Source organism: Burkholderia sp. Ac-20344, assembly GCF_017104975.1.
GTDB lineage: Bacteria > Pseudomonadota > Gammaproteobacteria > Burkholderiales > Burkholderiaceae > Burkholderia.
In genome coordinates, this window is sequence record NZ_JAAGPP010000034.1 from 51,575 (window position 1) to 60,984 (window position 9,410).

Genomic DNA, 9,410 nt, shown 5'->3' on the forward strand with positions numbered 1-9,410 from the left:
CGGATGACCACGCCCGCGCTGCAGATCGCGATCACGACCGGCGAACCCGCGGGGGTCGGCCCGGAGCTGACCGTGCAGGCGCTGCGTGATGCCGCGCAGCGCTGGCCCGACGCGCATTTCACCGTGCTCGGCGATGCGGCGCTGCTCGACGCGCGTGCGGCGGCCGTTGGCGCCGACCGGGCCACGCTCGCCGGTGGCGGGCCGGTGTCGGTCGCGCATCACGCGCTCGCCGTGCCCGCGCAGGCGGGCAAGCTGGACGCGGCGAACGGCCCGTACGTGCTTGGCCTGCTCGACGCGGCGATCGATGGCGCGCTGGCAGGCCGGTACGACGCGATCGTCACCGCGCCGCTGCAGAAGAGCACGATCAACGATGCGGGCGTGCCGTTCACCGGCCATACCGAATACCTGGCGGAGCGCACGCATACGCCGCGTGTCGTGATGATGCTGGCCGGTACCGGCCACAAGCCGCTGCGCGTTGCGCTCGCGACCACGCACCTGCCGCTGAAGGACGTGTCGGCCGCACTGACGGTCGACGGGCTCGTCGAGACGCTCGCGATCATCGATCGCGACCTGCGGCGCGACTTCGGCCTGGCCGCGCCGCGCATCCTCGTGACGGGCCTGAACCCGCATGCAGGCGAGAACGGTTATCTCGGCCGCGAGGAGATCGACGTGATCTCGCCGGCGCTGGCCCGCGCGAACGCGCAGGGTATCGACGCGCGCGGCCCGTATCCGGCCGACACGCTGTTCCAGCCGCGCCATCTCGCCGACGCCGATTGCGTGCTCGCGATGTTCCATGACCAGGGCCTGCCCGTGCTGAAGTATGCGACGTTCGGCGAGGGCATCAACGTGACGCTCGGGCTGCCGATCATCCGGACGTCGGTCGATCACGGCACGGCACTCGATCTGGCCGGCACGGGCCGTGCGGATCCGGGCAGCATGGTCGCCGCGCTCGACACGGCCGTCACGATGGCGCGCCATCGTCGCGCGGCCTGACGCGGCCCGGCTTCACCTCATTCGTCGTATTTTTCGTTTTACTCAGTCGATGTCGAACAGCAGACAGCACCAAGGCCACTTCGCGCGCAAGCGCTTCGGGCAGAACTTCCTCGTCGATCACGGCGTGATCGACTCGATCGTCTCGACGATCGGCCCTGTGCGCGGCCAGCGCATGGTCGAGATCGGCCCCGGGCTCGGCGCGCTGACCGAGCCGCTGATCGAGCGCCTCGCGACGCCCGAATCGCCGCTGCATGCGGTCGAGCTCGACCGCGACCTGATCGGGCGCCTGCAGCGACGCTTCGGCGCGCTGCTCGAACTGCACGCGGGCGACGCGCTCGCGTTCGACTTCCGTTCGCTCGCGGCGCCCGGCGACAAGCCGTCGCTGCGGATCGTCGGCAACCTGCCGTACAACATTTCCAGCCCGCTGCTGTTTCACCTGATGACGTTCGCCGATGCGGTCATCGATCAGCACTTCATGCTGCAGAACGAAGTCGTCGAGCGGATGGTCGCGGAGCCGGGCACGAAGGCGTTTTCGCGGCTGTCGGTGATGCTGCAGTACCGCTACGTGATGGAAAAGATGCTCGACGTGCCGCCGGAATCGTTCCAGCCGCCGCCGAAGGTCGATTCGGCGATCGTCCGGATGATTCCGTACGAGCCGCATGAACTGCCGGACGTCGATCCCGTGCTGCTCGGCGAAGTCGTCACCGCCGCGTTCTCGCAGCGCCGCAAGATGCTGCGCAATACGCTCGGCGACTATCGCGAGACGATCGATTTCGACGCGCTCGGCTTCGATCTCGCGCGTCGCGCGGAGGACGTGAGCGTGGCCGAATACGTCGGCGTCGCGCAGGCGCTTGCGGCGGTGCGCAAGGCCGGTTGAGGCGGGCAACGCGCGCTGGATCGGATGTGTGCCGAAGAGGCTGCCCTGCGGGGCAGCCTTTTTTATTGCAGCGTGGATGCGCGAGTGTCGTGCCTGGTTGTCACACCCGCCTGCGCGACGGTGCGTTGACGAGCGCGATGCCGGTCAGCACGAGCGCGGCCGCGGACATGAAGCGCCAGCCGACCGATTCGCCGAGCAGCAGCACGCCGAACGCGACGCCGAACAGCGGCGACAGGAACGTGAAGACGGACAGCCGCGACGCGCTGTAGCGCGTCAGCAGCCAGAACCACGACAGGTAGCTGACGAACGCGACGATCACCGACTGGTACGCGAGGCTCGCCACTGCGACCGGCGTGACATGCGCGAACGACACCTGGCCGAACAGTGCGGCAAGCGCGACCAGCACGACTGCCGATACCGCGAGCTGGTAGAACAGCGTCTTGCTCGCGCTCGCCCGCGCGAGCGCAGTCGAGCGCACGACGACCGTCGTCGCGGCCCACATCGCGCCGCCGAGAATGCCGAGCGCGTCGCCGGCGAGCCCGGTCAGCACGGACGCGCCGGGGGCGCGCGGCTTCAGGAAGCCGTCCGCGAACGCGAGCGCGATGCCGGCGAATGCAAGGCCGACGCCGCCCCACTGCTTATGCCGCAGCCGTTCGCCCGGTGCGAACAGGTGCAGCCCGAGCGCGGTGAAGCACGGCGCCGTGTACAGGAAGATCGCCATGTGCGACGCGCTCGTCAGCGTCAGCCCGAAGAACACGCAGATGAATTCGCCCGCGAACAGCGCGCCGGCCGCGAGGCCCGCGCCGAACGTGCCGTCCGCCTGGAACAGCGGCGTACCGCGCGAGCGGGCCCATCCCCACAGCAGCACCGCCGCGATCACCGAGCGCAGCCCGGCCTGGAACATCGGCGCGATCGCGGCGTTCGTGCTCTTGATCGCGACCTGCTGGAAGCCCCAGATCGCGCACAGCAGCAGCATCAGGCCGATGGCGCGCGTGTCGAGCGCGCGGCGCACGGGGGCAGCGGCGAGCGTGGTCATCGGCGAACCTCGCCGGTCCGGTACGGCGGTTGCGAGATCGGGAGGGTGGCGCATCCGGCGCGCTCGAATCGGCGGTTTCGCACGGCAGTGTGACTGTCGGGAAGAGTGGGTGGTCGCGTTCGGGCGGTGGGTCGCATGCCCGTTTTTGGTGCGAGGTGGAGGGATGTTACCCGATCGGCGCGGTAGCCGGGCGAGCCGGATCGGGCTGTTTTCCGCCGATGCGCTCGCGCCGGCCGATGTCGATGGGCCGTATCGGCGGGGCTCCGGCGTGGCGCCGCCAGCCAGGCGCCCCCGGCTAGGCGCCCCGGCGAAATTCACCCGACTCTGGTAGAGTTCCCGGTTCTGGAAAGTCCCCACAGGAGTACAACACATGCGATTGCTGCATACGATGCTGCGAGTCGGCGATCTCGACCGCTCGATCAAGTTCTACACCGAATTGCTCGGCATGAAGGTGCTGCGCCGCGACGACTATCCGGAAGGCAAGTTCACGCTCGCATTCGTCGGCTACGGCGACGAAAGCGATAACACGGTGATCGAATTGACCCACAACTGGGACACCCCGTCCTACGACCTCGGCACGGGTTTCGGCCATCTGGCGCTGGAAGTCGACGATGCGTACAAGGCCTGCGAGCAGATCAAGGCGCAAGGCGGCAAGGTCACGCGCGAAGCGGGCCCGATGAAGCACGGCACGACCGTGATCGCGTTCGTCGAGGATCCGGACGGCTACAAGATCGAGTTCATCCAGAAGAAGGCGCACTGAGCGCCGGATGAACCGGGCTGCGGCGCGCGACGTGCGCCGCGGCCGCAAAAAAGGGCGGTGCGGGGTGAACCCGCATCGCCCTTTTTCGTTGGCGGCGAAGCCGTGCGCGTCAAAGTGACGGCAGCAGTTCGGGCGGGTGATGCTTGAGCGTGTGCCGCGCTTCGCGGAACTCGGGGAAGATCGATTCGACGGTCTGCCAGAAGGCCGGGCTGTGGTTCATTTCGCGCAGGTGCGACAGCTCGTGCGCGACGACGTAGTCGATGATCGACATCGGGAAATGGATCAGCCGCCAGTTCAGCCGGATCTTGCCGTCGCTCGAGCAGCTGCCCCAGCGCGTCGCGGCCGACGACAGCGCGACCATCGAATACGTGACGCCGAGCTTCTCCGCATAGACCACGAGGCGTTCACCGAAGATCCGCTTGGCTTCGCCCTGCAGCCAGCCTTGCACGCGGTCCTTGATCTGCTGCATGTCGGCCTGCACGGGCAGCGGCAGCGAGAGCCGCAGCGCATCGGCGTCGAACGCGACGGCGCCCGCGCCGAGCGCGATCGTCACCGTCTTGCCGAGATAGGGGAGCTGCGCGCCGTCGCGCCAGTCGATCTGCGGCAGCGCGCGCTGCTCGGTGCGCGTCTTCCACTCCGCGAGCTTCGCGAAGATCCAGCGTTGTTTCTCGGCGATCGCGGCTTCGATGTCGGCGAGCGTGACCCAGCGCGGCGCGGTGATCGACAGCCCGCTGCCGTCGATCGTGAAGCCGATCGTGCGGCGCGCGGAGCGCTTCAGGCGGTATTCGAGCACACGGCTGTCGAGTGCGAACGTGCGCACGCGCGAGCGGTCGGGCGCCGGGCCCGGATCGAGGGGCGCGGCGGGTGCCGCTTCGGGCGGCGCCGGCGGCGTGGCGGGCGCCGACGGTGCGGCGGCCGGCCCGTCGAAGAGCGGCAGATCCATCTGGCGATGATCGAGGGCCACGACGGCAGGCCGTGGCCGCGGACGCTGTTTCATCAGTTCGCTTCTTTTTGTCGTACGCAACGGCTGCAACCTGGGGGCGTCAGACTCGCGCGGCATCGCGCGTGCCGGCATTGCCCGCCTGGCGATACGAATCCGGATCGATCCGGCGCATTTCCGCTTCGATCCATGCTTCGACCTGCGAGTTCAATGCATCGGGCGTCAGCCCCTCGCTGGGGATCGGCTTGCCGATCGACACGGTGACGACGCCCGGGAATTTCGTGAACGAGTTGCGCGGCCACACCCGACCTGCATTGTGCGCGATCGGCACGACGGGTGCGCCGGTTTCGATCGCGAAGCGCGCGCCGCCCGTCTTGTACTTGCCCTGCTTGCCGACCGGCGTGCGCGTGCCTTCCGGGAACATGATCATCCATGCGCCTTCCGACAGGCGCTTCTTGCCCTGGCGGATCACCGACACGAACGCGTTCTTGCCTTCCTTGCGGTTGATGTTGACCATGTGCAGCAGCCCGAGCGCCCAGCCGAAGAACGGCACGTACAGCAGCTCGCGCTTGAACACGTAGCAGAGCGGCTTCGGCATCAGCGCCGGGAACGCGAGCGTCTCCCACGCGGACTGGTGCTTCGACAGCAGCACGGCCGGGCCGTCGGGCAGGTTCTCGAACCCTTCGATCCGGTAGCGGATGCCATTCAGCCAGCGCACGACCCACAGCGTCGACTTGCACCAGCCGGCCGCCATCCAGTAGCGCGCGTCGGGGCGCATGAACGGAAAGGCGATGAAGCACGCGGTGGCGTACGGCACCGTGTACAGGATGAAGTAGATCAGCAGCAGCAGGGAGCGGACGAAGCGCATCGGCGTAAGTCTGGCGTTAGGGAGGATGCGCGCGGCGGCTGCATCACTCGTGTTCGTGTGAGAGGAAATCGAGCGCGAACGCGCGCAGGTCGTCGTGGACCTTCGTGCCGGGCGGCAGGTTGCCGGCGGCGAGCGTCTTCTTGCCCTTGCCGGTGAGCACGAGGTGCGGCTGGAAGCCGACCGCGACGCCAGCCTGCAGGTCGCGCAGCGAATCGCCGACGGCCGGCGTGTGATCGGGATCGATCTCGAAGCGCTCGGCGATCATCTGCATCATGCCGGGTTTCGGCTTGCGGCAGTCGCAGTGATCCTCGGCCGTGTGCGGGCAGAAGAACACCGCGTCGATGCGCGCGCCGACCGCGGCCGCCGCGCGATGCATCTTCAGATGCATCTCGTTGAGCGTGGCCATGTCGAACAGCCCGCGACCGATGCCGGACTGGTTGGTCGCGACGACCACGCGATAACCCGCGTGGTTGAGCCGGGCGATCGCCTCGAGGGCGCCGGGCAGCGCGATCCATTCGTCGGGCGTCTTGATGAACGCATCCGAATCGACGTTGATCACGCCGTCCCGGTCGAGGACGACGAGCTTTCGGTTGGGGCTGGTCGGCATCGTGCGGCCCTTATGCGGCGAGCTTCGAGATGTCGGCGACGCAGTTCATCTGCTGGTGCAGCGCGGACAGCAGTGCGAGACGGTTCGCGCGCAGTGCCGGATCTTCCGCGTTGACCATCACGTCGTTGAAGAACGTGTCGACCGGTGCGCGCAGCGCGGCGAGCGCCGACAGCGCGCCCGTGTAAGCACGCGCCTCGAGCTGCGACTGCACGTGCGGCGTCACGGCCGTGAGCTGTTCGTGCAGCGCCTTCTCGGCAGCCTCGACGAGCAGCGTCGGCTGCACCGCGCCGTTCGCGCCGCCTTCCGACTTCTTCAGGATGTTCGAGATCCGCTTGTTTGCGGCCGCGAGCGCTTCGGCTTCCGCGAGGCGCGTGAATTCGCGCACCGCGTCGAGGCGCGCGACGAGATCGTCGACGCGCGTCGGGTTCAGGCTCAGCACCGCGTCGATTTCGCCGGCCGAATAGCCGCGCTCGCGCAGCAGGCCGCGCAGGCGATCCATGAAGAACGCGAGGATCGCATCGGTCGACTCGGCCACGCCCGGCACGCCTTCGAAGCGCGCATGGGCCGTGCGCAGCAGCGACACGAGATCGAGCGGCAGCTGCTTCTCGAGCAGCAGGCGCAGCACGCCGAGCGCGTGGCGGCGCAGCGCGAACGGATCCTTCTCGCCGGTCGGCGCGAGGCCGATGCCCCAGATGCCGACGATCGTTTCGAGCTTGTCGGCCAGCGCGACGGCGGTCGACACGGGCGTGGTCGGCAGTGCGTCGCCGGAGAAGCGCGGCTGGTAGTGCTCGGCGCATGCGAGCGCGACGTCGTCGGCTTCGCCGTCGTGTCGCGCGTAGTACGTGCCCATCGTGCCCTGCAGTTCCGGGAACTCGCCGACCATGTCGGTCAGCAGGTCGGCCTTCGCGAGACGCGCGGCGCGCTTCGCGAGCGTGGCGTCGGCGCCGATCGCGGGTGCGATCTCGCCGGCCAGCGCCTCGAGGCGCTCGACGCGCGCGAGCGCCGAACCGAGCTTGTTGTGATAGACGACGTTCGCGAGCAGCGGCACGCGGTCGGCGAGCGGCTTCTTCTTGTCCTGCTCGAAGAAGAATTTCGCGTCGGCGAGGCGCGGGCGCACGACGCGCTCGTTGCCTTCGATGATCTCGCCCGGCGTCTTCGTTTCGATGTTCGACACGATCAGGAAGCGCGAGCGCAGCTTGCCGCCGACGTCGGTCAGTGCGAAATACTTCTGGTTCGTCTGCATCGTGAGGATCAGGCATTCCTGCGGGACCTGCAGGAATTCGTCCTCGAAGCGGCACGGGTAGACGACCGGCCATTCGACCAGCGACGTCACTTCGTCGAGCAGCGCTTCGGGCATCACGACCGTATCGCCGTTCGCATGTTCGTTCAGCTGCGTGCGGATCGTTTCGCGGCGATCGGCGAAGTGTGCGATCACGCGGCCCTTGTCGCGCAGCGTGTCGGCGTAGGTGCGCGCATGCTGGATCGCGACCAGGCCGTCGGACAGGAAGCGGTGGCCGAGCGTGGTGTCGCCGGCGTCGACGCCGAATGCGGTGACGGGCACGATGCGATCGTCGTGCAGCACCGTCAGGCGATGCACCGGGCGCACGAATTTCACGTCGGAGCCGTCCGGGCGCTGGTAGGTCATCACCTTCGGGATCGGCAGCTTCTCGAGCGTTTCGTCGAGCGCGGCCTGCAGGCCGTCGGCGAGTGTCGCGCCGGCTGCCGAATAGTTGATGAAGAATGCTTCGGCCTTGCCGTCCTGGGCGCGCTCGAGATCGGCGATCGACAGGTTCGGGTGGCCGAGCGCCGCGAGCTTCTTCGCGAGCGGGGCCGTCGGCTTGCCTTCGGCGTCGAGCGCGACCGACACGGGCAGGACCTTTTCGCGGACCTGCTTTTCAGGGGCGACGGCGCGCACGTTCTGCACGACGACGGCGAGGCGGCGCGGCGTGGCGTAGCGTTCGAACACGAGTTCGCCTTCGACGAGGTCGCGCGCCGCGAGGCGTTGCGCGAGACCTTCGGCGAATGCGTCACCGAGGCGCGCGAGGGCCTTCGGCGGCAGCTCTTCGGTCAGCAGTTCGACGAGCAGGGGGGCGGGATGATTGTGCGTCATGATTGGAATGAATCTCGTCTCGTCAGTCCTGATCGATCTTGCGTTCGACCTTGAGCGGCGGCGCCCATGCCGGCTGGGCGGCGTCCTGGGCGTCGGTGGTGAGGCCCGGCACGCCCGGCGGGTTGCCGAGCATCGGGAAGCCGAGCTTCTCGCGCGAGTCGTAGTAAGCCTGTGCGACGAGACGCGACAGCGCGCGGATGCGGCCGATGTACGCCGCGCGCTCGGTGACCGAGATCGCGCCGCGCGCATCGAGCAGGTTGAACGTGTGGCCGGCCTTCAGCACGAGCTCGTACGCGGGCAGCGCGAGCTGCGCGTCGATCATCTTCTTCGCTTCCGCTTCGTAGCTGTTGAAGAACGTGAACAGCAGGTCGACGTTCGCGTGCTCGAAGTTGTAGGTCGACTGCTCGACCTCGTTCTGGTGGTAGACGTCGCCATACGACAGGCGGCGCAGCTCGGGGCCGTTCGGGCCCTGCTCTTCCCACTCGGTCCACACGAGGTCGTACACGTTCTCGACCTTCTGCAGATACATCGCGAGGCGCTCGAGGCCGTAGGTGATCTCGCCGAGCACCGGCTTGCAGTCGAGGCCGCCGACCTGCTGGAAATACGTGAACTGCGTGACTTCCATCCCGTTCAGCCACACTTCCCAGCCGAGGCCCCACGCGCCGAGCGTCGGGTTTTCCCAGTCGTCCTCGACGAAGCGCACGTCGTTCTGCTTCAGGTCGAAGCCGAGCGCCTCGAGCGAGCCGAGGTACAGGTCGAGGATGTTTTCCGGCGCCGGCTTGAGCACGACCTGGTACTGGTAGTAGTGCTGCAGGCGGTTCGGGTTCTCGCCGTAGCGGCCGTCCTTCGGGCGGCGCGACGGCTGCACGTACGCGGCGCGCCACGGCTCGGGGCCGACCGCGCGCAGGAACGTGTGGACGTGCGACGTGCCTGCGCCGACTTCCATGTCGATGGGCTGGAGCAGGGCGCAACCCTGCTTGTCCCAGTAGGACTGCAGCGTCAGGATGATTTGCTGAAACGTAAGCATGAAGAGCCTTCGTGGCGCTGGCGCTCCGTTGCGGGCGGCGCTCCGGGCGGGGCCCGGAGGGTCGGCTCGCGCGGCGGCGCGGCTTGTTAGTGTGCTGAAACGCGTAATTTTACCGGATCGGCGAGCGGATGCGGCCGGAACGCGGGCGGGCGCACCGTCGGCCCCGTTCGGTCGGCCTGTACGAGCGCGGCC

Annotated in this window: 9 protein-coding genes; 3 read left to right on the top strand and 6 right to left on the bottom strand. The window is 68.1% G+C overall.

Annotated elements, in window-relative coordinates; all coding sequences use genetic code 11:
* Positions 1–3: 3 nt before the first annotated feature.
* Entirely contained in the window at positions 4–993 is a 990-nt protein-coding gene (gene pdxA, locus G3N64_RS13710) for a 4-hydroxythreonine-4-phosphate dehydrogenase PdxA (RefSeq protein WP_205784427.1), read from the top strand.
* 49 nt (positions 994–1,042) lie between these two features.
* Complete coding sequence (rsmA, locus tag G3N64_RS13715; protein ID WP_205784428.1) at positions 1,043–1,870, top strand: 16S rRNA (adenine(1518)-N(6)/adenine(1519)-N(6))-dimethyltransferase RsmA; 828 nt, start codon at positions 1,043–1,045, stop codon at positions 1,868–1,870.
* Positions 1,871–1,970: 100 nt separating this feature from the next.
* Here the strand turns inward: rsmA and G3N64_RS13720 are convergent, their stop codons facing one another.
* The gene (locus G3N64_RS13720; protein ID WP_205784429.1) at positions 1,971–2,906 is read right to left on the bottom strand and encodes a DMT family transporter; all 936 of its coding nucleotides are present in this window, start codon (positions 2,904–2,906) and stop codon (positions 1,971–1,973) included.
* A 370-nt stretch (positions 2,907–3,276) separates the two neighbouring features.
* Here G3N64_RS13720 and gloA point away from each other — a divergent pair, with 370 nt between their 5' ends.
* A complete protein-coding gene (gloA, locus tag G3N64_RS13725) occupies positions 3,277–3,666 on the top strand; it encodes a lactoylglutathione lyase (RefSeq protein ID WP_205784430.1) in 390 nt (129 codons plus the stop codon).
* 109 nt (positions 3,667–3,775) lie between these two features.
* Here gloA and G3N64_RS13730 read toward each other — a convergent pair whose 3' ends face one another.
* The 5 genes from G3N64_RS13730 to glyQ are packed head-to-tail and all read right to left on the bottom strand — an operon-like array spanning position 3,776 to position 9,218.
* Entirely contained in the window at positions 3,776–4,663 is an 888-nt protein-coding gene (locus G3N64_RS13730; RefSeq protein WP_205784431.1) for a SprT family zinc-dependent metalloprotease, read from the bottom strand.
* A gap of 46 nt (positions 4,664–4,709) precedes the next feature.
* Positions 4,710–5,474: a lysophospholipid acyltransferase family protein gene (locus G3N64_RS13735; RefSeq protein WP_085042357.1), complete on the bottom strand. Its 765-nt coding sequence runs from the start codon at positions 5,472–5,474 to the stop codon at positions 4,710–4,712.
* Between the two features lie 43 nt (positions 5,475–5,517).
* Positions 5,518–6,081 carry a D-glycero-beta-D-manno-heptose 1,7-bisphosphate 7-phosphatase gene (gmhB, locus tag G3N64_RS13740; RefSeq protein WP_205784432.1) on the bottom strand — a complete coding sequence of 188 codons (564 nt, stop codon included), beginning with the start codon at positions 6,079–6,081 and terminating at the stop codon, positions 5,518–5,520.
* A gap of 10 nt (positions 6,082–6,091) precedes the next feature.
* Complete coding sequence (glyS, locus tag G3N64_RS13745; protein ID WP_205784433.1) at positions 6,092–8,191, bottom strand: glycine--tRNA ligase subunit beta; 2,100 nt, start codon at positions 8,189–8,191, stop codon at positions 6,092–6,094.
* Positions 8,192–8,213: 22 nt separating this feature from the next.
* A complete protein-coding gene (gene glyQ, locus G3N64_RS13750; RefSeq protein ID WP_080294533.1) occupies positions 8,214–9,218 on the bottom strand; it encodes a glycine--tRNA ligase subunit alpha in 1,005 nt (334 codons plus the stop codon).
* Positions 9,219–9,410 lie beyond the last annotated feature (192 nt).